Below are 25,596 nucleotides of genomic sequence, written 5' to 3' on the forward strand. Positions count from 1 at the left end.
ACCATGACTGAGAACACTCAAGAAAAAGTCACCACCGAGGTTCCCGACCTCACCAAAGGCGACAAGATTAATACGTACATCCGCTCCACCTTCCTGCTCGGCTCGTTTAACTTCGAACGCATGCAGTCCATTGGGTTCGCGGTCTCCATGATTCCCGCAATTAAGCGTTTCTACACCAAGAAAGAAGACCAGGCGGAAGCGCTCACCCGTCACCTGGAATTCTTCAACACCCAGCCGTGGGTGGCATCCCCCATTATCGGTGTGACTGCCGCAATGGAACGTGAAAAAGCAGCCGGTAAAGAAGGCATTGACGATGCCGCCATCACCAACGTGAAGGTTGGTCTGATGGGCCCGCTCGCGGGCGTAGGCGACCCGATTTACTGGGGTACCGCGCGCATCGTGCTGGCAGCTATCGGCGCCTCCTTCGCAATTTCGGGCAATATTCTGGGGCCGCTCATCTTCTTCTTCGGAATGACCGCGATCCGCTGGGCCACCCGCTGGTACGGTTTCCAGTACGGCTACGAAAAGGGCACCCAAATCGTGGGCGATGCAGGCGGAAACACGCTGCAGAAAATTACTCAAGGCGCATCGGTCATGGGCTTGTTCGTGATGGGTGCACTGGTGTACCGGTGGACGAGCATCAACATTCCGCTCAAACTCACGGAATACGAACAAGCTGACGGTACACACGTGGATGTGACCGTCCAGTCTATCCTCAACCAGCTGCTGCCGGGACTTGCGGCACTGGGCCTATGCTTCCTGTGCATGTGGCTGCTGCGCAAGAGGGTTAACGCCATCTGGATTATCTTCGGCCTCTTCGCCGTCGGTATTGCTGGTGCCTACCTTGGGTTCTTAGCACTCCCCCAGTAAACCCGAGTGACCACAAGCCAACCAGCGGGATGCGCGCTCCGGTAGACTTTTGTACCGGGCGTGCATCCCGTGATTTTTAGCCCCCAGACCGAAGGACACCCATGAAAAAACTGATGGCATTCGATTTGGATGGAACTCTGCTCTTTGACCGGGAGATCGAGCCCGCGAATGTGCAGGCTATTCACCGCTGGCAGCAGGCCGGGAATATTGCGGTGTGCGCGACCGGGAAAAGTATTTTCGCCACGAAACTTGCCCTTGATACAGCTGATGTTACCTTCGATTACAACGTGCTGTACACCGGTGCGGTTGTGACCGATGCCGAGTACAATATCCTCCATGCACAGACTCTTTCGTTTGCGGTGGTGCGCGCCTGCTATGAGCGGTTCACAAAGGAGCCAGGGGTCGCTCTTTTTGCCACGACTTTAACCCATGACTATCGTCTGGCGGATAATGTGGGGTCTTCAACTAATATTCTGCCCGAGTTCCTGCCGCTGGCAGAGTCCGAGATTGATACCCAAGATTATGTGGGTGTACCCCTATGGATTCCTGAGGATGATGCCCGCGAGCGCGCCTACCGCTGGATTCTTGAAGAGTTCGGTGATGCCGTGGATTGTCACAAGAACCAGGATTTTCTGGATATTGTGCCCCAGCGGTGCACAAAAGCGACCGGGCTGGCGTGGCTTGTGGAGTATCTGAAACCTGTCGAGTATGAAACCTATACGATTGGGGATTCCTGGAACGATGTACCCATGCACGAGTGGGCGGATCATGCGGCGTCGTTCAGCTATTCCCCGGATGATGTGAAGGCGCGCACCGAGGTTTCGGTGGATCGTGCGTGGGAATTTATCGACGTTTCATTGGGTGCGTAGGTTCTGCGTTTCACGTGAAACTTTTTGCGAAAACAACGTCTATAGATTGTTAAAATGGGGTAGATGGCGAATGTCTTCAACGAATAAAGGGCGCAATCCCGAGAGTTTTGGCGGTGCTTTTCGGCAGGCTGCCCGTGAGTCTTTGGTGAAGAATCAGCGCGAGCGTTCCAGCGATATTGTTTCTATTGCCCCGATTCAACTGGCGCTCGCCGCGTTGGCTATAGGTATTTACGCTCTGTGGAATAGTTGGTTGTGCCTGATTCCGCTGGGTGTGGTGCTGGTGCTCATGTGGGTGCGTTACACCATGCAGCGGCAGATTTCCCGCGATTTTGAGCAGCTGGATGCGGCGTGCACGGCCTGGCGCAAAACCCGCGATAAGCAGTATTTAGAGTTTATGGCGGAGAATGCCGGGCGCATCCTGAGGGAGAATAAGGCGCTGACCAAGGATGCGCGCAAACGTGTGCAGGAATACGCCGAATACGCTTCGTCTCGCATATAAACTTGCCGACAATATACTCAGGAGTTCAGCGGATAAGCAGCCCCGCGGAGGGCCTCAGGATAACGTCGATAATAACCAGGATCTGTGTAAGGGTACAAACTATTTTCATTGCGCATAGCCAGTTCGGGGATAATAACAGCTGCGGCCACACAGGCTAAGCCGCACAGAATTCCAAGAATCCACTCCCCCACTCCCATTCCGGTATGCACTGCATAGCAAGCAATAATTATCGCTAACGGCAAGTAGAGTCCGTAGGCGCTCGTCGTTCCAGGTCCATATATTGTTTTCTTTCCATGGATAGCCAGGTCCCGGTACATACGGATCCCCATAAGGGTATGACCGATAACCTCAAACAGGGCAAAAGCCATTATGGCAATCATGATGATGCCACCGCCAAGTGGTATAAATACCAGTCCCAGGGCCATCGCTACCAATACAGTGGTGGAATCGGTCAACCGGTCCATGGGATAACGATCGACTCGGCTGGAACCCCTCATCGTGTTGTACTGTACATGAAATCCTCCGGGAAAGTACCATTCTTCGCTGACATGCACCGCCAAAATTATAAAGGCTATTCCAATCAGGCGCCTATCCCAGTCCCATCCGCCCCAACCGGCACATGTTATTACGGTATTGACAGCCGACAGAGCATAAAAAACATACGCCCACCCTTTATGCGTCCACGCCTGAAGCATAACTGGCTCCCTTCTACTGGCCTCATTCTCACAACATTCGTTTCTCGCAGACCTATAAGACGAGATATCCACTTTTATGATATTCTTAACGTCAATGAACATTGACTATAACACAAACACTTTATCATCCGACACAGAGAAAGCGGCATCGCCACCGCGCCAGCGGCGTGCCTTACGAAGCCCTAACCGCCCTAAAGTCCTGGCTGCAGCACGGGAGCGCTTCGCAACCCAAGGCTACATGGGTACAACGATCGCTCAGATTGCGGGTGATGTGGGTGTTGATCAAGCGCTTGTCATCCGATTATTTGGGTCTAAGATAGACCTCTTCGATGCGTGCTTGGAAATACCGGAAGGGATGGTTGAGAGGTTCCGCACCGCCTTGAAGGCGCCCCTCCAGGAGCAGGCAGAGCATATAACAAAAGCTTGGTTTTTAGCCTGGGAAGATCCAACCAGCGGTCCCCAGTTGAGGGCGATGTACCTGTCGGCAGCTACTGGTGCAAGTGCTTCAGATAGGCTGCACCGACTCATGGAAGGCGGGCTCCTGGAAGAGATTTTACCCAAACAGCACATTACCCCAACAATGCGTGCGCAAGCGGCTGCTATCGGCGTCCAGCTTCTCGGTGCAGTAGCCGGACGGTATGTTTTCCAGTTTAAACCGCTCACAGCACTGTCTCTTAATGACTATGTCAAGATGATTTCTCCGGGGATTCAGGCTCAAATCCTTCCTTTACTCCAAGAGGTTCAGGAAGCTTGTTAGGGTTAAAATCCTCCCAAAATAAATATCCTCAATCGAAAATTTAGCTCTTACGTAATTTCGATTGGGGATATTTCGCTGGTCTAGAGAAAAAATTTTAGCTTTTAGTCTTCAACGACCTTGACTTGCACGTCGATGTTACCGCAGGTTGCATTGGAGTAGGGATACACCTGTGTGCCGCATCCACAAGTTCCTGCGCCTAGTTCAGAGAGACGTTCGGGATGGAAACTTCAAGAACGACGGCGAGCTGGAACCCGCCGTTATCGTTGGAACCGAGGGAGACGCGAGCACCCACGGTGGAATCGGTGGTGTTTGCCTTGGCTCTACCCGCAACCAGTTTAGTGCCGAGTGGAAGCATACGGTGTAACCGAGTGCAAAGAACTATTCGGGGTTTATACCGTCGCCCGCGCCACCCATTTCTTTGGGTACGGACATTTTGAGGTCGATGCTGCGGTCGGCAAGGTATGCTTGGCCGTTGCGCGCGTCGCCAACAGAAAGTGCTTCTGCGGTGTAGAGGGAATAGGGCTTTCCTTTCGTGTTTTCTGAAGAAAACATCGGCTGCTATACGCTTGACCACCTCATCCGCATATTGCTTTCGGTAGAAGCGTAACCCACGAATTCTGCCCTGCTAAAGTGCATACCCCAGGATACTTTCATGACTCCTCACCGATTACAATACTGCATTTATTACATATATGTAATAAATGCAGTATTGATTCCTAATTCAAACCCACGCTTCCCCGTTTCACAATCTCTCTAAGACGGCTAGCATGTCTTCATGGGCACTCCGACGAGTGTTTCGTATGCTTCACGATGCTTCTTAGGCACTGTTTTTTGTTCTGCAACCTTTACCGTGCAGTCTTTGCGGGGTCAAACAAAATCCAGGCGGCGAGTACTTCCTGATACATGTCAGCAGGGCACTAATGAGAAGATACGCCCCATGACGTACTTGCGTTATGTACCCCTGTTTATCTGCGGTTTATATCTGAACGCGTCATACCTCGTACCAGGATCTGAGCAATTGTAAATAGCCCCTCTTACTCCCCTGCTAATTTCATAACATCAATCCAGCTCACCAGATATTACACCCATTTCTTTCCGTTCCAGGATTTTCCTTGAGCCTCCCTAGAAATAACCGGGTTCAAAAATTGCTGAGCCTCAAGCACTGCATCTGCAAGTTTATTTGGAATTCCCTGAACTTTTTTACTCTCCTTGTGATACATTTTTTCTGTCCAATTCTCCGGCACCACAAAACCATGATGATAAGGTTTTATATTGCGCTGCTGACGTTCCGATTCTATTGCTGTAAACAAATCAACAAATTGTATATTATTGATAGCCCCTTGCCTAGATAAAATAATAATATCCACAAGATCTTTTACCCTAGAACTCATGCGATTATTGGAATATGACTGCATAGTTGCAGAAACTTTATCTGCAATATGATCAACGATTGGATATAGATTCACCTGAGGAAGGTTACTAATATCAACTCCGAGGACATCAGCCAGTGACCTATTATCTCTTAGGTCAGGAATACCGGTAATACAACATCCTACTACTAAATCAATATTCACTCTCACCTGGCCTTCGCCGTGTGGAGGTATTATAAATACCCGTAAAGCTTGCGATTCACGTTTACCTTCTCGATGAGGCTCGCCAAGAATCTCTACCCTCATCTGAACATCGAGAGGTGGTATATCTTGTGGATTACTCTCCACAGAATCTATAAAAGCTTTTATAGCTTCTTGGATAGTTTGAGATGCCCGATTATATAAGTCAAGATCTTTTGTTGCACGAGCTGCTGGGTCTCGCCAGATCAAGGCGTTACCGCCTTTGAGAAACCAGATTCCGCTGGCACCGCTCGTAGCTCGCGCCATTACAATATCTCGATGATACTGATCAACACGATGTTCCTTAGGAACACCATTGTACGCTTTGCCATTCACAGCTGATTATTTTCCGGGTTCATAACCACGGATCATACTTTAACATCCTTACGTGACGAATTAGCATTATTAGGACTGGAAGTAGATAATGCGTTATTTTCAACACTCTTTTGCATGCGTACTAACGTGGGATGCATATTATCCTGAATTTCTTTACTCCTTTTACTTATTTCTGAAAGTTGAGGAGCAAGATTTTTAACCATACCATCAAGAGATTTTCGTGTCTCAGTAAGGGCGCGTACATCCACATTAATTTTAGGTATCTGCATCTGAATAATTGGCTTCAGAGACTCGCGAAGAGACCTATTAATTTCCTGCATACGCTGACTCCAGTTTTCCACGATGTATTTATTCATTTCCACAGGAAGATATTGCTCATTATTAGGGTCCGTAGATTTTATCGCAGAAGAAACCTCAAGAGCAGGAGCAAATAGTTGCTCAAATATTTCTTCTGTAGGAATACCGTATCCTTCTGAGACCTTCTGTGCAGTCTCTTCTACACGATTCCAGTTGATTTTCCGCCGAGAATCCACCAGGTCACGAATGAGAGTCGTGACATCATTGAGGTCGTAGTATTCTTCGAGAAAATCACAGACAAGAACGGTTGGAGAGACCACCAGCATCCCATCAACCGTTTCTGTATCTTCCTTCTCAAGATTACGGAGTCGTACACGGATATGTTCATCGCGGCTCTGTTTTCGTGTTGAAGAGTAAAAATCGTATCGCTCGGTATAAAAAACTCCCGCCTCATAAATCTCAGCGGCAACGGTGCCGCATAGGATGGGGCCTTCATGATTCACAATGCGTTGAACAGCTGTTTGCGAGGGTTCAAGAGATAGCCACGCGGCACGTATCTCTTGATGAGGGTCACTGGGCGCAGAGGCTAGAGCATACACTCCGTACCGTATTTGTTCTATAGCACCCTGTTGCTTTTTACGGGTTATCATGGCGCGATTTACCCCGAGATTGACAGCTTGAGCCGAAGTGAACAGTCCGTGTTGCTCACCCGCAAGTTTCTCAACATCCAGCCATACCATACTTTATATATTACATATATGTAATAACTGCAGCAACTATTCTGGGAGTTCTAGCTTCAGCTTTTCGCTAGATTCCAGATAAGAATCCAAGGTCGGATGCACAGAAACACGTGTTTCAATCCTGGTTTTGAGAAGCTCACCCATAATCCAGGGTTCAGGTACTGAGTAGCCCCAACAGCTGCATAACCGCGAGCAGTTACAAAAAAGAACCACAATAACGAATACTTTTACAGTTGTACAGCAAGAATGGGGATTCCCCCTGTCCCTCAATCGCCACTCCGCCTAGTGGATCGATCAGCCCTCGGAAGAAATGCAGCACCAGTTTTTAGAGCCGCCGCCAGCACACAGACAACGGTGGGTGAAATAAGCAACCACGCTCATCTCACCCACCGTTTCTTTCTTTAATTTTTTAATTCAATACAAAGAATATATGTGCTTTGATAAGGGGTTTTACTGACCGCCCCCTGCTACCGTCTCGATTTCTTCCGGGGTTTACGGGATTTGCGGGAGCTCTTTAACCGTCTCATATTCTGTGCTGACTGAGCATTACCTGCTGTTCTCTGCTCTGCCGCAGCCGCACGGTCAGTTGGGCTATCAGCCTGCTCCTGTGCCGCAGCAGTGCTTTCCTGTGGCGAGGTCTCTTCATGATCCGCGGCGTTGGTATCCTGCGGCTCATCCGCTACGGCGCTAACATCAGATGCAGATTCAGACTCACTCCCCTGCTGCGGTGTATTATCCTGCTCGGCCGCATCTTCTTTCTGAGACTCTGGATCAACATCAAGTTCTTTAGCAGAAGGTTCACGCGGGCTCTCCCCCGTTTGCTCACGCTCTGCCTGCTCCTTCTGATGCTGGTGCGCCTGGCGAATCTGGCGCAGCTGCTCACGATTTGTCAAAATCACCAGGGTCATGGCGTTCAGGAACACACCAACTAGGAACAGCATCCAGCCGATAAGCATATACCTGCTGCCGCTCAGAACCGCACCAGCAACCAGCAATGCAATAGAGAGCAGATATGCGGGAGAAATCAGGAATCTAGTGTTCACGCCGCTCCCCTAACGCACAGTGGGGCGGGACGACGACTGAGAATCCTCAATCTTCGACGGCAAAACGCTTTTCTTCTTTGGAGTCTCAGAGCCCAGCTCAACCGTGGCTTCCGAATCCAGCGGGTCACCGTCAAAATCGGGCTCCCCCTCAATCGGCTCTTCGCTGCGTTCGGCGGCTTTCTCCCGCATCGCCTCAAAACGCTGCTCAAGGTTGGTCAGCATCGCGGGTGCTGGCTCACCCTTCATCTTTGAAACCGTCACCAGGTGCGCAAAAACATTCAGCCCCACAGCCAGCAACAGCAGAAGCCACCCCACCCACAGCATCCAGGAGACGCCGGAACCAATCATGAGTGCACTCACCAAGACGGCGCCAAGTGAGCTAAGGTACGCGGGTGAGAGGTTCTTAAAATCCATGTCTACTTTCCACAAACTTCACAGCGGGGCTACAACGGTACTCGGTGACATACCGTACTCTCTCATTCTATGTGATTCTGAATGCTTAAATCGCCCCTGACGCCTCAATATTTCCGTGGGCGTAGCCCAAAAGACGCCGGGGGAGGTTCTGGCCGGTTCCCCACCTAGTTTTTCTCGCGGGAATCCACGCTCGTCACCAGTGGTGATGACGGCGCATTCTCAACCAACGGAATGGATGAGGTGCCCAAATGTTCCCGCAGAAGCCGGTAACGTTCCAAAGCGACCGCACCGGCGGGCATCGCCGGGAGCACAAAATTATTGTTGGAGCGGATGGTATCGGCCTGCGAGAGGATATCAAGCTTACGAATCACGCGGTACACATCGTTCGGGTCGTACCGGTCTTGTGCGGACAGCACCTCGTGCTGGGCGGCAGTCATGGCCACATCGCGCAGCCTCGTGTACTCCTCGCGACTGTTCTTCAGCGCCTGCATCTTCGGCTTATATTCGTCCGGCAGGTTTTCAATAATGTCGTCGCGGCGGGTGATTGCGGTGCACATATCTTTCACCCGTCGGTATGTCTCAGGGCTTGCCGCGCGGGCCTCCTCCTGCAGCACCTCAAGGGCAGCGTGCTGGGCCAGCTCCAACAGCTCGGGGACCGCGTTATCTTCGGAATGATCCGCCTTAACACCCAAAACATTCACCACGAACGGCAGGGTAAGGCCTGGCAGCACCATCGTGAAGAACAGCACCGAAATGACCACCACAATCGAATCGGCACGAAGTTCCTCGGTGCCCGCAACAGTGGGGATAGAAAGAGCCAAAATGAGGGTTACCAGCCCGCGCATCCCCGACCAGGTCATCACAATAACCTCAGCGAATGTGCCCGGCGCCCCTTCATGCACAGGGGTTTTCTTCAGGTTTCCCAGCATCCAAACAGCAGCAAACCACAGCAGACGCACCGCGATAGCAACCAGAGAAATGAGGGTTCCGTAGCAGAACAGGTTCAGCAGCCGGGTGGAGTCGGCTTGATAAATAATTTCGCTCGCCTGCAGACCGATAAGTCCGAACGCCAAACCGGTCAGCAGCAGCTCAATAACCTGCCAAAATGATGCATTTGAGAGGCGATCTTCGGCTTCCAGAGCCACCAGATACTTGGTGCTCGTAAACTGCACAGCGGCGATCACAACGGCAATCACGCCCGAGGCATGCACGCTTTCAGCAACCAGGTACACACCAAATGGAATAACGAGAGTAACAGCGCTGCGGGCCACAGTCCCGTGAGCCTTCTGCCGCACATATCCGCCAAGCCAACCAAAAATATAGCCAACCACAACAGCAACCACAGCACCAAAGGAGAAATCCCACAGAACCTTCAGCGGGTCCACTTTCTCATGGTGGTCAATGGCGTGAATTGCCGCGTGAAAAAGCACCAGAGAAATGGCGTCGTTAAAACTACCCTCGGTCTGCAGAGTGCCAATCAGGCGGCGGGGGATGCCAACAGGCTCGGCTACAGCCTCAACAGCAACCGGATCCGGCGGGGCGATTGCGGCACCAATAGCCAGGGCCATCGCAACGGTCATCCCGGGAACCCACCACATGGCGCTGCCGGCGACAGCAAGGGCGGAGGCAGTCGTCAGCAAAACCGAGTACAGAAGCACCGAACGCCAGCGGCGTTTAAGAGTTCCCCACGAGAATTTCACGCCAATAGCCCACAGAAGCGGGGGCAGAAAGATCGGAAGAATAATTTCGGAGTCAATCTCAAGGTGCGGCCTGTCAGGTAGCAGCAGGGCACCCACTCCGAGGATTGTCATCATAACGGGCCAAGGCAAATTAAGCCGATCACCAACGCCCACCATAATGACGGTGGCGAGTAGGATCAGCACAATGATGGATAGATATAGCATCGGCCCGAGTATCAACCCCTTGAGTTTAAAGTGTGTGCTTAGCTCAAGCGTACAGGAGGTTCAGCGGAAGGTTTTGCCGCCTCGCACGCTTGAGTCAAACCCACACACAAGCTAAATATGTCTTGCTAGAAATATACTAAAAATGGCTTTTTGAAAATATAGCTATTCCCCTCTAAATTAGTATACCTAATCCAGAGGGGAAATATATGCATTTTTAGCTATTTATTGTGTGTGATACTGCCCCTACGCCCCACACCCGCCAGAACCACAGCCGCACCCATGCGATGCGCTAGCCGCAGCAGGTTGCGGCTCTTCAACAGATTCAGAGGCTTGAGCGGAAGACCCGCATCCTTCAGAGCCGCAGCCACAACCACCCGCAGAAGACTCGGCGGAAGACTCAGCATGATCATGCCCACCGCAGCACCCGCCACCATCGACAGAGCCGCACGCGGAACCGCGGGCCTCACGGTACCCCATTAAATCCACCCCCAGCTCAGAGAGATACCGCAGGTACCCAGCGAGCGCATCCTGCCCGCTGGCACCAGCAATCACAATACCGCCGTGTTTGATGGCTTTAAGGGTTTCGTTAATAATGGGCCAACGCTCAATATCGTCACTAATCGTGATGGCACTAACAATATGCATAGCCAGTGACGAGAGGGAACGCAGCGCCTCTTCATAGCCGTCGGGCAGATGAAGAACTTTATCGGGGGCGGCCATGCGGGTAATAGCAAGCACCCGCATGAGGGTCATAGGTACGGCGTTAGCGGGGAGTTTCACGGTAATACCTGTGGCGCTGCCCGCGCCGAGCTCCGCCAGTTTATCCGCGAGCACCTCAGAGTCAATATCGGCGCTTAAATCCAGTGTTTCGTAGCCGCCTATGGCGATAGAACGAGTGCCGAGCGCGGCCGCTAGTTCTTCATCATCAGTATGCACCGCGATCATATTGCGGAATTCGTGGCGTCGGATAGCTGAGGCTGCCTCAATAAGGGCGAAGTCTTGCCCGTCGCTGGTGACGATTAGTTCGTGTATTTCATCCCGGCTCAGGGTTTGCCCGGACATAATGCGTTCGGCAAGTTCGGAATATGTAGTGCTCATACCGAATATTAAACACCCGTTCAGTGTGTGTGCCCACCGGGTTACGCCACCAGCGGCGATTATTCTCCCGCTCATTTGTCGAATATTACCTTCAGGCGCGAATGATTCGCTTCAACGGCGGGTGTGGGGCCCGTAGAATATTGGGTGTGGCTCTTTCGCGCGATAAGATTCTTCACACCGCCTACGAGGTGCTGGCAACCTACGGTTTGGCGGATTTGTCGATGCGCCGATTGGCCTCCGAGCTGCAGGTGGCACCCGGCGCCTTGTACTATCATGTGCGCTCGAAGCAGCATCTGTTGGTGTTGCTGTCCGACTATATTCTAGCGCACGCCCCAGACCAGTTACACGCTCCATGTTCTGCTGGCTCAGCCGATGCGGTGCGTTCGTGTCTTATGCGTCGCGGAGAGATCCTGTTTTCAGTACTGTACCCTATTCGGGAGTGCCCGGAAGTGATCCGGTTGGCTCTCACGTTGCATCCGGGCTCGGTTGTTCTGGTGCGTGTGCTGAGCGCGGATCTGCACCTGCTGGGTTTTTCGGGGGAGCGGGCTCAGCGTCAGGCCCGACTATTAGCTCATCTTGTGCTGAGCCTCATTGAGGAGGCGCAAACTCTGCCGCTGCTGGATCCTGAGGGGGCACACACATATTCTGAGGCATTGGAACGGTACAGAGAGGATATGCAGTGTGCCGTGGATTCTATAATTGGCTTATAGTTCCTAAATCTCTCTAATTACCCTTGCAAAACCACCCCGACCAGTATGTATGCATCAAATAATATATATTGGTGGGGTGTTGGGCGGCACTACGGTGGCAGCAGAAGTGCCGTGTGCCCCACTAAGAACCATTTGTTTTCCTACAATGTTTAACATCCCAGTCACATTCCTACTCAGTTCCGTCTCGGAGGTTCTATGACCACCACCGCTGCCCCCCAATGGGACACTCTTCCGGTTCACGCTCAGGAGGTGCGCCGCGTACGTGAGGCATTTATTGAAGCCTACGGCAGAGAACCTGACGGAGTGTGGTCGGCACCGGGACGACTGAACCTGCTGGGGGAGTACATTGATTTTCTGGGCGGTTCGTGCATGCCCATGCCGTTGCCGTACCGCACCTATGTGGCGGGGTCACTGCGGCGTGACGGCGTGCTGCGGGCCTCATCATTACAGATGCCCGGTGATGAACGAACCGTGGTGGTGCGTGATATTCAGCCGGGTCACCTCAAGGGATGGTTCACATACGTGGCGGGGGTTGCGTGGGCAATGAACCATGAGGGTGGGCGCGATATTGTTCTCCCACCCGATTTCGGTGCTGACCTGCTGATTAATTCACGGGTGCCGGTGGGCGGCGGGCTGTCTTCCTCGGCGGCGTTGGAGTGCTCAACGGCGCTGGCGCTGCTGGATCTTTCATGCCCTTTACGGCCGGGGTGCCCGGAGGCTGATGAGCTCCCTTCAGACCGTTCACCGGGGAATGATGCACTTCGGGCACGTCTAGCACAGGTGTGCATTACCGCCGAGAATAAGGTGGCTGGGGCACATACTGGGGGTTTGGATCAGACGGCGTCGCTGCGGTCTAAGCCGGGGCAGGCGCTGGTGGTGGATTTCCGTGATTTTTCGATTGACCCAGTGCGGGTAAATGCCGCCGAGAATGGGCTGAGCTTTCTGGTGATTGATACGAAAACCCCGCACGAACTGACTGACGGCGGGTTCGCGGTGCGGCGTGCCGCCTCCGAATCGTGTGCCCAGGCGCTGGGGCTGCGTTTTTTGCGGGATGCCCTACCGCAGGATTTGTCGTGTGCCGGGCTGGGGGAGCGTGCAGCGAAACAGTGGCGCCTGGATCTGGTGGATTCTTCGGTGAACCGTGCATTGGCGGCGCTTGAGGAGCGCGGCACCCCAGCTGATTTCCCGCGCGGGTGGGTGCGGCATGCCTTTCACGATATGGCCCTTGTGGGGCGGGCTAGTTACCTGCTGAAAAATGCGGATTCTCTGGGTGCGGCGGCTTTTGGTGAGGCGGGCCGTATTTTCACGGAGTCTTTTGTATCGATGCGTGATGAGCTGCGGGTTTCGCGTCCGCAGATTGATGTGGCGGTGGATGCGTGCCTGGCACATGGGGCGCTTGGTGCACGCATTGTCGGCGGTGGTTTTGGGGGAGCGGTGATGGCTTTAATACCTACCGACCGGCTGGGGGAGGCGGCCCAGGCGGTCGCGCAGGCGTATGCTGAGCATGGGTTCGCCGAGCCGCGTTTTTTGCCGATGGTGGCTGGTTTCGCGGCGGATCATGACTGGCCTGAGCACAGCAGCGCGTTAGGGCGTGAGGGGGATACTCTCAAAGGCTGTTCCTGCGGGGGTTAGCCGCCAGCCTGCACGGGTGTTGTACCCGTTAGCGGGCTAAAGCACTGCGCTGAAGATTTTCGGTAGCTGAGAAGGTAGAATAATCCACGGTACTTATGTACCGCACCGTCCTCACACCGAGGGGCGGCACCGCACAGAAAGGAGCCTCACGATGGGCTTTGATATTAAGGGCACCGTTGATCAGGGCCTGGATAAGGCCAAGGACGTTGTGAACGATAAGGCTGGCAAGGAAGTTGTCACCGATGAGCACGTCGATAAGGCTAGCGAGGCTGTGAACGAGAACGTGCAGAAGCTGACCGATAAGTTCGGTAAGTAAACTGTATTGGGGACACGGGGCGGAATTTTTAGGTTTCGCCCCGTGTTTTCTATGTTGGTCCGTGCGGTACGGATGGGAGGGTCACAATGGTGGCTTCACCGGTTTTGAGAACTATTTTTGAGGAGCAACTTTAATGCTTGAACGTCAGCAGTCCACCCAGGAGCAGGCACGGCAGGTTATGGCCGATGGTGGTGTGGTGATTTATTGGCGCCCCGGGTGCCCGTTCTGTGAGCGTCTTGATTCTAAGCTGGGCGAGCTGGGCGATCACGCCACGTGGGTGAATATTTGGGAGGATCCTCAGGCTGAGGAGCATGTGAAAAGCCTCAACAACGGTAACGCCGTCGTACCTACCCTTGACACGGGGGATGTGCACTTTGTGGTGGCCGATGTGAAGTCCCGTAATCAGGCGGCTCAGCTGATTAGGAATGCCATGGAAGGGGCTGTGCAGTAGCCACGTAGCCACCCTTTGGCCCGCCATTTACAAGGAGGCTCCGGTGCGTCCGGCTTTAAATAAGAACACGACCGTCTGCATTTCCCTGTCGGGGCGACCGTCAAACCACGGCATCAAGTTCCACAATTACCTGTATGAGAAACACGGCCTTGATTACCTGTATAAGGCGATGACAACCACGGATATTGAGGGTGCTATCGCGGGTGTGCGCGCCCTGGGTATTCGCGGGTGCTCCATTTCTATGCCCTTCAAACAGGCGGTTATTCCGCTCATGGACGAGGTCGATCATTCGGCGCAGGTCATTGGGGCGGTTAATACTATCGTCAATACGGATGGGTACCTGCACGCCTACAATACCGATGTGATTGCGGTAGCTTCCTTGCTGAAGTCACATGCTGTTGATCCTAAGCTGCCGTTTCTTCTGCGCGGTTCGGGCGGCATGGCGGCAGCCGTTGCGGGTGCCTTCTATGATGCTGGGTTCCGGGCAGGCACTATTATCGCCCGCAATGAGGCTGCGGGCACGGCGCTTGCACACCGGTACGGGTATGCGTGGGCGCCTGAACCCGGCGATCTTACCGCCCCGGTGATTGTGAATGTTACCCCGATCGGTATGTCTGGCGGTGCCGAGAGCGAACAGCTGGCGTACCCGCAACCCACGATTGAGGCGGCATCGGTGGTATTCGATGTTGTGGCGATGCCTGTGGAAACCCCGCTGATTCGTGCCGCTCGCGCTGCCGGTCGTGAGGTTATCACAGGCGGCGAGGTAATTGCTCTGCAGGCGGCTGAACAGTTCCGGCTGTATACGGGTGTCACGCTTAGCCCTGATGACATTGCTCAGGCTGAGGCGCAGGCGAACTAGTCTGTACAGGCATTCCTCTGGGTGCAGTTCGTTGTTCGGACTGCACCCATTTTTTGTAATTACAGATAATGCATTGCACACCCTGGGACTTAAGTTTTCCACAGGTGGGGATAAACATGGGGAAAACCCTACATGTCTGTAATTTCGAGATGATTAAGCCTTTTATCCACAGGCCATAATGGGGTACTACCACCGATGGAATTACATCATTGTAGTTATTCACAGTGTGGATAACATCTGTGGATAGATAGGTTCTGCCGCGTGTTTAAAGGGTTTTCGGGTGCTCCCGCCGCTGATTTTCTCCACGGCGGGAGCACCCAGAAGAGCCGCTATATTCAGTACTCTCAGTTCACCCCGTTTAGCGGCCGCGTGAGCGCATAAGCTGCGGGGCGATACACAGCAGGGTCGCTATTGCACCAGCAATGAAACCACCCAGGTGGGCCTGCCACGAAATGCCGGGCATTATGAACCCGTAGATGACGTTCACACCAATCAGCACCATCACCGAGCGCACATTATCGCGTTCTTTGAGGGCAACCATAATGGTCAAGTAGGCGCCCATGAGCCCGAAGATACCACCGGATGCGCCTACCACCACGGCGTGTGGTTCTAACACCCACACGGCTGCTGAACCGCCTAGGATGGCGGTGAGGTACACCAGCAGGTACCGCCAGTTCCCGATCATTTTTTCGATGGCGGCACCGAAAAGGTACAGGGAGACCATATTCAGCAGCAGGTGGCTGGGGTCGTTTTGGGAGTGTAAGAACCCGCTGGTAATGGCACGGTAGTATTCGTGGGAGTATGCGACCCAGTCGGCCTTGTACGCGAATTCGTTATAGACCCAGTAGTTAGGGATGATCCACTGCAGCAGGTATACCACCACGTTAATACCAATGAGGGTGTAGGTGATATTGGGGTTATTGCTGGTACGTGCCCGCTGCGGCCGGGAGTGCCCGGTAACGTCGCGGTAGCAGTCGGGGCAGATCATGCCGACTTCCAGGTGGATTTGGCATTGCCCGCAGGCTGGGCGCATGCACCGGGTGCACCGCGCGTAGCTGGCCCTTTCGGGGTGGCGGGGGCACACGGGTTCCTGCTGTTGGCCGAGGGAGTGGCTGATAGGTGGTTCGCTCATGGGGTGTCCTTTCGGGGCGCCTATAAGCCGTTGGGCGCACCAGGGGATAAGCGGTTTATATACGCGAAGGGGACCCCCTCGGTTTCCCGAGCGGGTTCCTGGTTCGGTTCAGAGGTTTTTAGAGCTTCTGAATGTCGATGGAGGAGATGACCACATCCTGCGTGGGGCGATCCTGCGGACCGGTTTCTACGCTCTCGATTGCGTCGACGACCTTCTTGGAGGCTTCGTCAGCGACCTCACCGAAGATGGTGTGGCGGCCGTTGAGCCAGGGGGTTTCGTCGGTGGTGATAAAGAACTGCGAACCATTGGTGCCGGGACCTGCGTTTGCCATGGCCAGCAGGTAGGGCTTGGAGAAGGTCAGCTCGGGGTGGATTTCGTCTTTGAACTGGTAGCCAGGCCCGCCCACACCAATACCGAGGGGGTCGCCGCCTTGGATCATGAAGCCCTTAATGATGCGGTGGAAGATAACATCCTTGTACAGGGGGCCGTTTTGCAGCTCACCGGTGCGCGGGTGTTTCCATTCGCGGGTTCCATCTGCCAGACCAATAAAGTTTTCAACAGTTAGTGGAGCTTCGTAACCGAAGAGGTCCACGACGATGTCACCGTAGTTAGTGTGAATAGTTGCTTTAGCGGTTGCGTTAGTCATGTCTCTATTTTGGCATGGCGCGCGCTTGTGCGCTAGGACGGCGCGCGGCGTGGGTCTTCAGTAAATTTAGCCGGTTGAGAAAAACCGTATAGTAAAACCTATTTTTTAGTGGTTGAGGCGGTTTTAAACAAGATTTTTGGTGTAAAACTCTTTATGCTGAAAGGTAAATATTCTTTTTGTTGCGGTGCTCTCGCTGTGTGTGGGTGCCCGTGGCTCTATTTATGGGAGATACCTATGTTCTGTTGCAAGAAACGCAAGGCTCGTAAAGCGGCGAAAAATGCGGCCGTGGTGGCAGCTATGGCTGTTGCCGAGAAGGCTAATGATTTGAATGTGCCGCAGAAGGCTGAGCTGTTTGCAGAAAAGCTCACCGGTGATCGCAAGGCGATGAAGAAAGCACGTAAGGTGGCCGCGAAAACCGCCCGTAAGGCGCAGAAGGAGCTGAAGGGGATTGAGCGTCGTGGCGGTAAGCGCCGCCCCCGTAAGGCTCTGGCTCTTCTTGGCCTAGCATTGGCTCTGGGGGTTGCCGTGGTGGCTGCTTACAATGCGGCACGCCCGGTGGAGGATCCCTGGAAGAGCGCCTAGGTTCTTTTCTTTTGTATCTGGCTAAAAGTCGCTTTCTGGCCGACTACCGCCCTGTAGGTGGTTTCAGGTTAGAAAGCGGCTTTTAATGTTTGAAACAGCTTTTGTGCTCTCATATTTTTATGCCACAAAAAAGGAGCCTCAGACACATGCTGTGTCTGAGGCTCCTACAAAACTAGTCCGGCGACAACCTACTCTCCCACACCCATCAAAGTGCAGTACCATCGGCGCAAAAAGGCTTAGCTACTGGGTTCGGAATGGAACCAGGCGTTTCCCTTTCACTATCATCACCGAAACGTGGAGGCGAGGGGACTCGAACCCCTAACCCTCTGCTTGCAAAGCAGATGCGCTACCAATTGCGCCACGCCCCCGCGGTGCTCTACAACTATATACTATTGCGCGTACCGATGCAAAACGTACCCCCGCAGAGGCCGTTTTCCTTGGTGTAATGCGGTTTTTACGGCTATTGTGCACTGTTATTGTCTATCTTCGCACCGCCGTGGTAGGCGGATGCCTCCGTACCAGCTGGCAGTTTTGAGAGCCATTTTGACAAGTATTTTCTGCACCCTGCAGCGAGGTTCTTCGGCTCATTATCGCGTCTAAAATCTAGCCGCAATGCACGGTCCTTCTGCTGCGCCGTATCACCCAGCCACACGAAGGAGAAACTGGTGAGGGTGCGGAAATCACCCCGTTTCGCGGCGGCTTCTAAAGCGCCTGCTACCGATGGAACATGCTCGGTACCCACCACATCTACCCGAACCTCTGCGTTTGCCCCCGAAGGCAGGGGAGTGTCCTTAAGGTTCAGGCGGTACCGGGCGGTAACCTGCTCGGGTAGTTTCACGGTTTTGAGGTCTTTAAACCGTTTGATGCCTTCCGTCCAAGGCCCGGTAGTGATACGGGCGGTCACTACCACCCCTTCTTCGGTGGAGGTGGTGGCTTCTAAAGCATCGGATGACTTGCCTTTATATGACTGTGCCGCACGCAGGATCTTACCCCACTCGGTCTCGGTGATGCTCGCAAACCGGTACACGTCAATGACAGGGGTTTCCTCGTCCTGCACAATACTCACCCGATGCGGACGCCCATACTCGCCTAAGGCGGCAAGTGCGGCCGCAGCAGCAGATATATCGTCCTGCCCGGCATCGGTCAGCCCAATACGCGCCACTAAACGCTGGGAATCCTCATCTTCGCTCTCCCCAATGTAGATACGACCGATGTCTTCAAGCACCAGGTATTCGGTGTTAATGTTCCCGCGGATCTCACGCTCCCACTTAGCCAAACGTTTACTGTTTGATGCGGTAGCTGCGGCTTCCTCACCAAGCACCCCGGTGGAAGCAATCGCGGGTAAAAACACAACGAATCCGGCCGCAGCCACACACCCGCCTCCCAACAGCAGGGAGCGGCGGCTCATACGCCGTGGACGGTTTTTCGGGGTGGAAGGCACAGGCCGTTTCCCTTCGGTCAGGCACCCAGCGGAAGGCTAGGTGTGAGAATCGGTGCATAGTGTCGGCAATCCCCTCTGCATGAGGGTAAAAATCGCCGCAGGTGATACGGTTCCATTGTATGAGAACTACGCTTTTCAGCGCGGCAGAAATGGGCGTGATAGCCCACTCAGAATCTGAAGATCGTTCAAGAGTGCACCGAGTGCACCGCTACATACAGTACGGTATAAGCCGGTTAACACACGGTGGGCGGAAACATCTTAGTTTCCGCCCACCATGTGTTCTCTGAGGCTCCTACGCCGAGTCACTGGCCTGTTCGGTGATTTTCTCGGTCTCCTGCTTCTCTGCGGCATTCTCAAGCGCCTCATTCGGCAAGGTAACACCCGCCGCCGCAAGCTCAGCAATTCTGATTTCCCCGGTGGTGGGGTCTTCATAGGCCACATACTCCGGGTGGCCGTCAGCATCCACGTCGTCGTTCACGTGGGTTTCGGAGATGAGGAAGCCGTGCGCACCGAGGATTTTAGCTACTCGGTCAATATCCTGCGGGGTCGGCGCATGGTCCACAACACGCCGGATGTACTCGTTAATGCGCTGGTCGCTCACGTACGCCTCACCACGGGCGGCACGGGACTGCATGAGGCGGCGCACCACTTCCTGCAGCTGCTCATCGTTTAGGCGCATCTTTAAAATAGCCATCACGGCAGCACGATCCTGCACGGGCACATCTTTAGGGTAGCCGACGCTAAGCCAGTCGACTACGCGGGATATGATGTTTTTATCGGGCATCTAACACCTCCTTCACACATTCATAGGTTATGAGCTGTCCTAATAATTCTAGTGCCCTCCACCGGTTACACCGAAAACATTCCAGCCGAAGGTGTGGTAGATGAAATCTTTGGCGACCCAGAGGATACCGATAAACACGATTCCTACGATAATAGCAAATACTACGGTGGCAGCCATCCGTGAAGCCGTTGATGGCGGCTCAATTTCGATCAGCTGCCCATCAGCCGTGTACTCGGTAGTCCCAGACAAAAGGCGCATCCCAAAGGCGTAAAGTGCTGGCAGACCGGCCCCGAAGAACAAGCCCGCAAGAATAACAGGAATGATTTTTTCGAGAAGTTCAATCAGGGACATTATGCACCTGCCTTCTGCGGGAGGGCTTCTTGATGGTTCTTAGCGGAGTCATCCATCGGTGCCTCATCTGCGGTCAAGGATTCCTCAGCAGCGGCTACGGCTTCACCGTCCCAGCTGTTGGTCACGTTGGAAGCATCAATAGCGTCCTTCTGGGAGTGGCGCCACATCCAGAGGCAGAAGACAACCAGGATAGCGAAAACCACCAGTTCGCCCACGAACTGGGTGTTGGTTAGGGAATTCAGCCCCGCACCAATCATCCAGGTGGTGGCACCAATTGCTGCGGCGGCGGGGAGTGTAATCACCCAGGCCACCACCATGCGCCCGGCCACACCCCAGCGCACCTCGGCACCTTTACGGCCTAGGCCGGTGCCAAGAATCGACCCGGTGGCAACATGCGTGGTAGAGAGCGCCATACCGAAGTGTGAAGAAGTAAGAATAATGGCTGCGGATGCCCCATCTGCCGCTACACCCTGGGGGGTGTCAACTTCGACAATACCCTTGCCAAGAGTGCGGATAATGCGCCAGCCGCCCAGGTAGGTGCCCAAAGCAATGGCAATAGCACAGGATGCCTTGACCCAGAAGGGGATAGCGTCGTTATCGTTCACGCTACCGGAGGCAACCAGCGCCAGGAAGATCACGCCCATAGTTTTCTGGGCGTCATTCGTACCGTGCGCCAGCGACATGAGGGAGGCGGTTCCCACCTGCCCCCATCGGAAGCCACGGGTTTTCCTCTCGTCCGAGACGGGGGAGGCAATACGGTATACCAACCATGTGCCCACAGTTGAGACAAGCGCGGCAACCAGAGGTGACATAACTGCCGGAATCACGATTTTAGAGAGCACACCGCCCCACTGCACACCTGAAAACCCTAGAGCGGCAAGCGCCGAACCAATCAGCCCGCCAAACAGCGCATGCGAAGAACTAGATGGTAAGCCCAATAGCCAGGTCAGCACGTTCCAGAGGATACCACCCACAAGCCCGGTGAACACTATGAGCATAAGCGCCGAACCGTCTTTTTTGATGTCTATCTGATCTAGATCTACCAGCCCTTTACCAACGGTTTTAGCGACCTCGACGGAGAGGAAAGCACCGACGAGGTTCAACGATGCCGACAGGGCAACCGCTGTTTTAGGTTTAAGCGCGCCCGTGGCGATGGAAGTAGCCATCGCGTTACCGGTATCGTGAAAACCATTCGTGAAGTCAAAGGCCAGCGCCGTCAACACCACGATCACGAGGATAATCAGTTCTGTAGTCACACCATGATTATGGGACGGATGGGGCGAAATCTAAAGTGTTCGTAGCAAATCATGAATAACACATAAAACCACATTTTTAAATAGGTGATTCACAGCAGAAGTTTAAGCGTCTCACTGGTTTAACGGGGATAACCGCTATTTTTAGGGGTTTCCAAGCTCGGTTCTCATGATAGAAGCAGACCATTTTTTATTGCTTCATGTGGTTTTATCTCACGAGTTAGCACACCGTCAGGACGTGCGAAATACGGGATTTATAGGACGTTCATCTATTGTTCATTTTCAAAGCTGGATAGGGGTTAATGAACCTTAATACGAAAGTACCCAGTCGATGATTTCAAGACTTATATCGTGGCATATTGGTTCTCTCAAACAGACATCTTTTGCCTCTGTGCCTACCCGGTCTGTATATTTACCTACCCGCCCAACACTAATACAAAAAGGAGGGGTTTCAGGCTAATCTGAAACCCCTCCGTAAAAACTAGTCCGGCGACAACCTACTCTCCCACACCCATCAAAGTGCAGTACCATCGGCGCAAAAAGGCTTAGCTACTGGGTTCGGAATGGAACCAGGCGTTTCCCTTTCACTATCATCACCGAAACGTGGAGGCGAGGGGACTCGAACCCCTAACCCTCTGCTTGCAAAGCAGATGCGCTACCAATTGCGCCACGCCCCCGCATCAGCGGAAAATCGCTATGTAATTCTAAATAGAATCCGTGGATTCCTGCCAGGCCTGACGAACCTGGTTCCCCTGGAACTTCTTGAATCCCAGGAAAGCAGCACCCGAAAGGAGGAGCAGAATCAGTAGTTTCTTCATCGTTTTTCCTTCCCATCGTGCAGTGGGCGTACCAAGACTTGAACTTGGGACCTCTTCGTTATCAGCGAAGCGCTCTAACCGCCTGAGCTATACGCCCTCACCGCCTCCAAGGGGCTTTCCCCTTAGGACGAAATATAACTATACAGACACTTGCCCCCATAACCAAATCTTCATAAGGTGTTCTATAACACACATATTTCGCTGTTGGTGGCGGAGTTTAACCGGGATTACTCATCCTTCATGGTGAGGGTAATACCACCCACCAGCTTCGCCGCCAGGTTATACAGGATCGCACTGATCATACCCAGCAGCGTGAAAATCACGGTATTAATCACCGCAATAACGGTCGTCGCCAACGCCACCTGACCCAGCGAAACCATCTGCGCAATATCAATTGAGCTATTACCACCGGTACCCAAGGAGCTCAGCAGCTGGTTCAAGCCATTGAAGGCGCCTGTAGCCTGCAAAAACAGCCACAGGATCATAGAGGCCACCACGGTCACAATACCAACGGCAATGGACAGCAAGAACACCAGCTTCGCCACCGACCAGGTATCAACCTTAGCGATGACAAGGTCAGCGCGACGCACCTTCGTACGACGCACCAGATTCTGACGTTTACGCCGGCCCTGCTGCTGTTGCGGCGGGGCGCTACGCCTGGGGCGACGCTGGTTCGAACCAGACCGTGCGCCGGGGCGGTTAGCGGGCGCGGCACGCCTCGCCGGGGCCTGACGCCTCGCGCCCTGCCCGACCTGTACCCGCCCCTGTGGGTTCATGCTCATTACTTACCTCCGTGTGCTTCAGCAGTATCGGTGACAGCCTGCTGACCGTCCTGGTTCTCATTCACTTGAGGGTCTGCGGACTGCCCACCGGGAGCGTCCGTGTCCGCTTCATCTGGTTCGTCAAGCTGACGATCCTGGTTTCGGGCGACGCCGATAATGCTATCGCCCTTGCCGGGCTTTGCAAAAATCACGCCCATCGTGTCTCGGCCCTTAGCAGGAACCTCGCTCACCCCGGTACGCACCACTTTACCGCCTTGCATAACAACCAGCACCTCGTCGTCCTCATCCACGATGAGAGCACCGACAAGAGCGCCGCGGTCTTCAACCAGTTTAGCGACCTTAATACCGTAACCGTTACGGCCCTGAACGCGATACTCATTGACACTGGTGCGCTTAGCATAACCGCCCTCAGTGACGACAAACACGAATGAATCTTCAGTCACCACGTTCGCCGAGATTAACTCGTCTCCATCGCGGAACTTCATGCCGGTCACACCCGAGGTGGAACGGCCCATCGGGCGCAGTGCCTCATCATTAGCGTTAAACCGCAAAGACATGCCCTGGCGGGAAACCAGCAGAATATCCTCATTGGGAGAGATCAAGAAAGCGGAAACCACCTCATCGCCCTCACGCAGGTTAATCGCGATCAGCCCGGCGGTACGGTTCGTATCGTAATCACTCAAGCGGGTCTTCTTCACCAGACCGCCCTTAGTAGCCAGCACCAGGTACGGAGCATCCTCATAGGAACGCAGCTCCATGACCTTCGCAATAGTCTCACCCGGCTGGAAAGCCAACAGGTTCGCCACATGCTGGCCTTTCGCATCACGCCCGGCCTCCAACAGCTCGTAAGCTTTTGTACGGTACACACGGCCCATATTGGTGAAGAACAAAATCCAGTTGTGGGTGGTGGTCACAAAGAAATGCTCCACCACATCATCCCCACGCAGCTGGGCGCCCCGAATACCCTTACCGCCGCGATGCTGGCTGCGGTACTGGTCGCTGCGGGTGCGCTTCACATACCCACCGCGAGTAATGGTAACCACCATTTCCTCTTCGGGGATCAAGTCCTCCATCGACATATCCCCGTCAAAACCGCGCAGGATCTTGGTGCGGCGCTCATCGCCGTACCGATTCACAATCTCACCCAGCTCTTCGGAAATAATCTCGCGCTGACGATCCTCAGAAGCAATAATCGCGTTGTACTCGGCAATCAGACGCATCAGCTCATCGTGGCGGTCCTGAATCTTCTGACGTTCCAGAGCCGCCAGACGACGAAGCTGCATATTCAAAATAGCCTGCGCCTGCGCCTCATCAATATCCAGCAGCTCCATTAAGCCCGTGCGCGCATCATCAGCGGTGGGGGAGCGGCGGATAAGGGCAATGACCTCATCCAAGGCGTCCAGGGCCTTGAGCAGCCCACGCAGAATATGTGCCTCTTCCTCCGCCTGACGCAGACGGTAGCGGGTGCGGCGCACAATCACGTCCATCTGGTGGTTTACCCAGTGGCGCACGAACGCATCCAGCGACAGGGTACGCGGAACCCCATCCACAATAGCCAACATATTAGCCGAGAAATTCTCCTGCAGCTGAGTGTGCTTATACAGGTTATTCAGCACCACTTTAGCCACAGCATCGCGCTTAAGCACAATCACAAGGCGCTGACCGGTACGGCCCGAAGTCTCATCCCGCAAATCCGAGATGCCGGTGATTTTGCCTTCCTTAATCAGGTCGGCAATCTTAATAGCCAGGTTATCCGGGTTCGCCTGATACGGCAGTTCGGTCACCACCAGGCAGGTACGGCCGTGAATCTCTTCAACATTCACCACGGCGCGCATTGTAATGGAGCCGCGTCCGGTGCGGTAGGCGTCCTCAATTCCCTTCGTACCCAAGATTGTGGCACCCGTGGGGAAATCTGGGCCTTTGACACGCTCAATCAGCGCATCCAGCAGTTCCTCGTTCGTGGCCTGCGGGTTCTTCAGGAACCATTTCACGCCCTCAGCAACTTCGGTGAGGTTATGCGGGGGAATATTGGTGGCCATACCCACCGCAATACCCGAAGAACCGTTGACCAGCAGGTTGGGAATACGTGCGGGCAGCACAGTTGGTTCCATAGATTTACCGTCGTAGTTCGGTTGAAAATCTACGGTGTCTTCGTTAATGTCCCGCACCATTTCCATGGCGATAGGGGCCATCTTCGTCTCGGTATAACGCGGCGCAGCAGCCCCATCATTACCGGGAGAACCAAAGTTGCCCTGCCCAAGTGCGAGGGGGTAACGCATTGTCCACCCCTGGATCAGACGCACCAGTGCGTCATAGATAGCACTATCGCCGTGCGGGTGGAACTGACCCATCACATCACCGACGATGCGCGCGCACTTATTGAAGGAACGGTCGGGGCGGTAACCGCCATCGTACATGCCGTAGATAACGCGGCGGTGCACGGGCTTCAGACCGTCTCGCACATCCGGTAGTGCACGGCCGATGATAACCGCCATTGCATAGTCCAGATAGGAGCGCTGCATCTCGGTCTGCAGGTCAATCTGTTCGATATTTCCGTGCGGGTTATCGACCACGATCTCACCTTGGTTGGTGTCAATTTCGATATCGACGTCAGGGTTTTCGCTTTGGTTTTCTTCGCTCATTACCTTCTCGTTCCTCAAAGACTCACTCGGTTATATAACCATTCAAGAATATTCCGTATTAGAAA

The 25,596-nt window shown here is 53.9% G+C and carries 26 protein-coding genes, 3 tRNA genes, 2 rRNA genes and 1 pseudogene; 10 read left to right on the forward strand and 22 right to left on the reverse strand.

The window, feature by feature from the left end; genetic code table 11:
- The first annotated feature begins 3 nt into the window (after positions 1 to 3).
- From I6I94_RS05970 to I6I94_RS05980, 3 genes are all read left to right on the forward strand, one after another.
- On the forward strand, positions 4 to 870 hold the full coding sequence (locus tag I6I94_RS05970) for a PTS system mannose/fructose/sorbose family transporter subunit IID (RefSeq protein ID WP_094758805.1): 867 nt from the start codon (positions 4 to 6) through the stop codon (positions 868 to 870).
- A 101-nt stretch (positions 871 to 971) separates the two neighbouring features.
- Complete coding sequence (locus tag I6I94_RS05975; RefSeq protein WP_128087279.1) at positions 972 to 1,739, forward strand: HAD family hydrolase; 768 nt, start codon at positions 972 to 974, stop codon at positions 1,737 to 1,739.
- Positions 1,740 to 1,809: 70 nt separating this feature from the next.
- Positions 1,810 to 2,238, forward strand: coding sequence for a hypothetical protein (locus I6I94_RS05980; protein WP_128087278.1), 429 nt, complete (start codon positions 1,810 to 1,812; stop codon positions 2,236 to 2,238).
- Positions 2,239 to 2,255: 17 nt separating this feature from the next.
- Here I6I94_RS05980 and I6I94_RS05985 read toward each other — a convergent pair whose 3' ends face one another.
- Positions 2,256 to 3,035 (reverse strand): HXXEE domain-containing protein, encoded by a 780-nt coding sequence (locus I6I94_RS05985; RefSeq protein WP_128087277.1) that lies wholly within the window; start codon positions 3,033 to 3,035, stop codon positions 2,256 to 2,258.
- A 136-nt stretch (positions 3,036 to 3,171) separates the two neighbouring features.
- On the opposite strand from I6I94_RS05985, the gene I6I94_RS05990 reads away from it, so the two are divergent.
- Positions 3,172 to 3,690: a TetR/AcrR family transcriptional regulator gene (locus tag I6I94_RS05990; protein WP_172425711.1), complete on the forward strand. Its 519-nt coding sequence runs from the start codon at positions 3,172 to 3,174 to the stop codon at positions 3,688 to 3,690.
- Between the two features lie 101 nt (positions 3,691 to 3,791).
- Here the strand turns inward: I6I94_RS05990 and I6I94_RS05995 are convergent.
- The 7 genes and pseudogenes from I6I94_RS05995 to I6I94_RS06025 all read right to left on the reverse strand — a co-directional run bounded on the left by I6I94_RS05995 (position 3,792) and on the right by I6I94_RS06025 (position 11,132).
- Positions 3,792 to 4,242, reverse strand: a pseudogene (locus I6I94_RS05995) (organic hydroperoxide resistance protein).
- Positions 4,243 to 4,769: 527 nt separating this feature from the next.
- Positions 4,770 to 5,636 (reverse strand): nucleotidyl transferase AbiEii/AbiGii toxin family protein, encoded by an 867-nt coding sequence (locus I6I94_RS06000; RefSeq protein ID WP_128087275.1) that lies wholly within the window; start codon positions 5,634 to 5,636, stop codon positions 4,770 to 4,772.
- Between the two features lie 32 nt (positions 5,637 to 5,668).
- Entirely contained in the window at positions 5,669 to 6,673 is a 1,005-nt protein-coding gene (locus I6I94_RS06005; protein WP_201620501.1) for a type IV toxin-antitoxin system AbiEi family antitoxin domain-containing protein, read from the reverse strand.
- 467 nt (positions 6,674 to 7,140) lie between these two features.
- Entirely contained in the window at positions 7,141 to 7,716 is a 576-nt protein-coding gene (locus I6I94_RS11440; protein WP_236588822.1) for a hypothetical protein, read from the reverse strand.
- Positions 7,717 to 7,725: 9 nt separating this feature from the next.
- Entirely contained in the window at positions 7,726 to 8,130 is a 405-nt protein-coding gene (locus I6I94_RS06015; RefSeq protein WP_037237213.1) for a hypothetical protein, read from the reverse strand.
- 164 nt (positions 8,131 to 8,294) lie between these two features.
- Positions 8,295 to 10,034, reverse strand: coding sequence for a cation:proton antiporter (locus I6I94_RS06020; protein ID WP_006888640.1), 1,740 nt, complete (start codon positions 10,032 to 10,034; stop codon positions 8,295 to 8,297).
- 243 nt (positions 10,035 to 10,277) lie between these two features.
- Positions 10,278 to 11,132: a biotin synthase gene (locus tag I6I94_RS06025; RefSeq protein ID WP_128087273.1), complete on the reverse strand. Its 855-nt coding sequence runs from the start codon at positions 11,130 to 11,132 to the stop codon at positions 10,278 to 10,280.
- A gap of 146 nt (positions 11,133 to 11,278) precedes the next feature.
- Between I6I94_RS06025 and I6I94_RS06030 the strand changes: the two genes are divergently transcribed.
- From I6I94_RS06030 to I6I94_RS06050, 5 genes are all read left to right on the forward strand, one after another.
- A complete protein-coding gene (locus I6I94_RS06030; RefSeq protein WP_037237202.1) occupies positions 11,279 to 11,842 on the forward strand; it encodes a TetR/AcrR family transcriptional regulator in 564 nt (187 codons plus the stop codon).
- 195 nt (positions 11,843 to 12,037) lie between these two features.
- Positions 12,038 to 13,474 (forward strand): galactokinase, encoded by a 1,437-nt coding sequence (locus I6I94_RS06035; RefSeq protein WP_201620502.1) that lies wholly within the window; start codon positions 12,038 to 12,040, stop codon positions 13,472 to 13,474.
- A 151-nt stretch (positions 13,475 to 13,625) separates the two neighbouring features.
- Positions 13,626 to 13,790 carry an Rv0909 family putative TA system antitoxin gene (locus I6I94_RS06040; protein ID WP_128087271.1) on the forward strand — a complete coding sequence of 55 codons (165 nt, stop codon included), beginning with the start codon at positions 13,626 to 13,628 and terminating at the stop codon, positions 13,788 to 13,790.
- A gap of 133 nt (positions 13,791 to 13,923) precedes the next feature.
- Positions 13,924 to 14,241, forward strand: coding sequence for a glutaredoxin domain-containing protein (locus I6I94_RS06045; protein ID WP_126499366.1), 318 nt, complete (start codon positions 13,924 to 13,926; stop codon positions 14,239 to 14,241).
- A gap of 43 nt (positions 14,242 to 14,284) precedes the next feature.
- Entirely contained in the window at positions 14,285 to 15,100 is an 816-nt protein-coding gene (locus tag I6I94_RS06050) for a shikimate 5-dehydrogenase (RefSeq protein WP_128087270.1), read from the forward strand.
- A 358-nt stretch (positions 15,101 to 15,458) separates the two neighbouring features.
- Here I6I94_RS06050 and I6I94_RS06055 read toward each other — a convergent pair whose 3' ends face one another.
- Positions 15,459 to 16,232 carry a rhomboid family intramembrane serine protease gene (locus I6I94_RS06055; protein WP_201620503.1) on the reverse strand — a complete coding sequence of 258 codons (774 nt, stop codon included), beginning with the start codon at positions 16,230 to 16,232 and terminating at the stop codon, positions 15,459 to 15,461.
- Positions 16,233 to 16,350: 118 nt separating this feature from the next.
- The gene (locus I6I94_RS06060) at positions 16,351 to 16,878 is read right to left on the reverse strand and encodes a peptidylprolyl isomerase (protein WP_006888592.1); all 528 of its coding nucleotides are present in this window, start codon (positions 16,876 to 16,878) and stop codon (positions 16,351 to 16,353) included.
- Positions 16,879 to 17,112: 234 nt separating this feature from the next.
- On the opposite strand from I6I94_RS06060, the gene I6I94_RS06065 reads away from it, so the two are divergent.
- Entirely contained in the window at positions 17,113 to 17,460 is a 348-nt protein-coding gene (locus I6I94_RS06065) for a hypothetical protein (RefSeq protein WP_201620504.1), read from the forward strand.
- Between the two features lie 175 nt (positions 17,461 to 17,635).
- Here the strand turns inward: I6I94_RS06065 and rrf (I6I94_RS06070) are convergent.
- From rrf (I6I94_RS06070) to gyrA, 12 genes are all read right to left on the reverse strand, one after another.
- A 5S ribosomal RNA gene (gene rrf, locus I6I94_RS06070) occupies positions 17,636 to 17,752 on the reverse strand.
- Between the two features lie 3 nt (positions 17,753 to 17,755).
- Positions 17,756 to 17,828 (reverse strand) — tRNA-Ala (locus I6I94_RS06075).
- 92 nt (positions 17,829 to 17,920) lie between these two features.
- Positions 17,921 to 18,901, reverse strand: coding sequence for a hypothetical protein (locus tag I6I94_RS06080; protein WP_128087269.1), 981 nt, complete (start codon positions 18,899 to 18,901; stop codon positions 17,921 to 17,923).
- 292 nt (positions 18,902 to 19,193) lie between these two features.
- Complete coding sequence (locus I6I94_RS06085) at positions 19,194 to 19,685, reverse strand: DUF3349 domain-containing protein (RefSeq protein WP_128087268.1); 492 nt, start codon at positions 19,683 to 19,685, stop codon at positions 19,194 to 19,196.
- 48 nt (positions 19,686 to 19,733) lie between these two features.
- Positions 19,734 to 20,036 (reverse strand): hypothetical protein, encoded by a 303-nt coding sequence (locus I6I94_RS06090; RefSeq protein ID WP_006887400.1) that lies wholly within the window; start codon positions 20,034 to 20,036, stop codon positions 19,734 to 19,736.
- Positions 20,036 to 21,292 (reverse strand): inorganic phosphate transporter, encoded by a 1,257-nt coding sequence (locus I6I94_RS06095; protein ID WP_023133416.1) that lies wholly within the window; start codon positions 21,290 to 21,292, stop codon positions 20,036 to 20,038. Before I6I94_RS06095 ends, I6I94_RS06090 begins: the two co-directional genes overlap by 1 nt.
- A gap of 481 nt (positions 21,293 to 21,773) precedes the next feature.
- Positions 21,774 to 21,890, reverse strand: a 5S ribosomal RNA gene (gene rrf / locus I6I94_RS06100).
- Between the two features lie 3 nt (positions 21,891 to 21,893).
- Positions 21,894 to 21,966: transfer RNA gene (locus tag I6I94_RS06105), tRNA-Ala, on the reverse strand.
- Between the two features lie 27 nt (positions 21,967 to 21,993).
- Complete coding sequence (locus tag I6I94_RS06110; protein WP_006887422.1) at positions 21,994 to 22,107, reverse strand: SE2200 family small protein; 114 nt, start codon at positions 22,105 to 22,107, stop codon at positions 21,994 to 21,996.
- Between the two features lie 23 nt (positions 22,108 to 22,130).
- Positions 22,131 to 22,204 (reverse strand) — tRNA-Ile (locus I6I94_RS06115).
- 130 nt (positions 22,205 to 22,334) lie between these two features.
- Positions 22,335 to 22,889, reverse strand: coding sequence for a DUF3566 domain-containing protein (locus I6I94_RS06120; RefSeq protein WP_128087266.1), 555 nt, complete (start codon positions 22,887 to 22,889; stop codon positions 22,335 to 22,337).
- Positions 22,889 to 25,531 (reverse strand): DNA gyrase subunit A, encoded by a 2,643-nt coding sequence (gene gyrA / locus I6I94_RS06125; RefSeq protein ID WP_006887409.1) that lies wholly within the window; start codon positions 25,529 to 25,531, stop codon positions 22,889 to 22,891. The genes I6I94_RS06120 and gyrA overlap by 1 nt, the downstream gene beginning before the upstream one ends.
- Between the last annotated feature and the right edge of the window lie 65 nt (positions 25,532 to 25,596).

Source organism: Rothia aeria (assembly GCF_016726365.1).
Taxonomy (GTDB): domain Bacteria; phylum Actinomycetota; class Actinomycetes; order Actinomycetales; family Micrococcaceae; genus Rothia; species Rothia aeria.

Coding starts and splice junctions, on each gene's coding strand:
- I6I94_RS06035 (WP_201620502.1), top strand. CDS start 12,038: ATGACCACCACCGCTGCCCCCCAATGGGACACTCTTCCGGTTCACGCT.
- I6I94_RS06090 (WP_006887400.1), bottom strand. CDS start 20,036: ATGTCCCTGATTGAACTTCTCGAAAAAATCATTCCTGTTATTCTTGCG.
- I6I94_RS05990 (WP_172425711.1), top strand. CDS start 3,172: ATGGGTACAACGATCGCTCAGATTGCGGGTGATGTGGGTGTTGATCAA.
- I6I94_RS05975 (WP_128087279.1), top strand. CDS start 972: ATGAAAAAACTGATGGCATTCGATTTGGATGGAACTCTGCTCTTTGAC.
- I6I94_RS05980 (WP_128087278.1), top strand. CDS start 1,810: ATGTCTTCAACGAATAAAGGGCGCAATCCCGAGAGTTTTGGCGGTGCT.
- gyrA (WP_006887409.1), bottom strand. CDS start 25,531: ATGAGCGAAGAAAACCAAAGCGAAAACCCTGACGTCGATATCGAAATT.
- I6I94_RS05970 (WP_094758805.1), top strand. CDS start 4: ATGACTGAGAACACTCAAGAAAAAGTCACCACCGAGGTTCCCGACCTC.
- I6I94_RS06060 (WP_006888592.1), bottom strand. CDS start 16,878: ATGACTAACGCAACCGCTAAAGCAACTATTCACACTAACTACGGTGAC.
- I6I94_RS06005 (WP_201620501.1), bottom strand. CDS start 6,673: ATGGTATGGCTGGATGTTGAGAAACTTGCGGGTGAGCAACACGGACTG.
- I6I94_RS06110 (WP_006887422.1), bottom strand. CDS start 22,107: ATGAAGAAACTACTGATTCTGCTCCTCCTTTCGGGTGCTGCTTTCCTG.
- I6I94_RS06055 (WP_201620503.1), bottom strand. CDS start 16,232: ATGAGCGAACCACCTATCAGCCACTCCCTCGGCCAACAGCAGGAACCC.
- I6I94_RS06015 (WP_037237213.1), bottom strand. CDS start 8,130: ATGGATTTTAAGAACCTCTCACCCGCGTACCTTAGCTCACTTGGCGCC.
- I6I94_RS06065 (WP_201620504.1), top strand. CDS start 17,113: ATGTTCTGTTGCAAGAAACGCAAGGCTCGTAAAGCGGCGAAAAATGCG.
- I6I94_RS06025 (WP_128087273.1), bottom strand. CDS start 11,132: ATGAGCACTACATATTCCGAACTTGCCGAACGCATTATGTCCGGGCAA.
- I6I94_RS06085 (WP_128087268.1), bottom strand. CDS start 19,685: ATGCCCGATAAAAACATCATATCCCGCGTAGTCGACTGGCTTAGCGTC.
- I6I94_RS06045 (WP_126499366.1), top strand. CDS start 13,924: ATGCTTGAACGTCAGCAGTCCACCCAGGAGCAGGCACGGCAGGTTATG.
- I6I94_RS05985 (WP_128087277.1), bottom strand. CDS start 3,035: ATGTTCATTGACGTTAAGAATATCATAAAAGTGGATATCTCGTCTTAT.
- I6I94_RS06120 (WP_128087266.1), bottom strand. CDS start 22,889: ATGAGCATGAACCCACAGGGGCGGGTACAGGTCGGGCAGGGCGCGAGG.
- I6I94_RS06020 (WP_006888640.1), bottom strand. CDS start 10,034: ATGCTATATCTATCCATCATTGTGCTGATCCTACTCGCCACCGTCATT.
- I6I94_RS06040 (WP_128087271.1), top strand. CDS start 13,626: ATGGGCTTTGATATTAAGGGCACCGTTGATCAGGGCCTGGATAAGGCC.